The 257-nt window shown below is 45.1% G+C and carries 1 protein-coding gene; it reads left to right on the top strand.

All coding sequences use genetic code 11. The features are described 5' to 3' along the window. The coding region (gene hisG / locus AB4653_RS14665) for an ATP phosphoribosyltransferase (RefSeq protein WP_372104557.1) at positions 1 to 257 on the top strand (257 nt) is incomplete at both ends.

Genomic DNA, 257 nt, shown 5'->3' with positions numbered 1-257 from the left:
AAACGGCATTGATTGAAAAACTACTGACTCGTATGCAGGGTGTTCAACAAGCGAAAGAGTCGAAGTACATCATGCTTCACGCACCAACGTCTCAGCTAGAGCAAATCAAAGCTCTACTACCTGGGGCTGAAGATCCTACGGTTCTTCCTCTATCTACAGACAAAGACAAAGTTGCCGTTCACCTCGTAAGTACAGAGAACTTGTTCTGGGAAACTATGGAACAGCTGAAAGAGTTGGGTGCAAGCTCGATTCTAGTA

The sequence above is a fragment of the Vibrio sp. 10N.222.48.A3 genome, from assembly GCF_041475345.1.
Taxonomy (GTDB): Bacteria; Pseudomonadota; Gammaproteobacteria; order Enterobacterales; family Vibrionaceae; genus Vibrio; species Vibrio tasmaniensis_A.
This window is presented reverse-complemented; position numbering and strand designations above follow the sequence as displayed.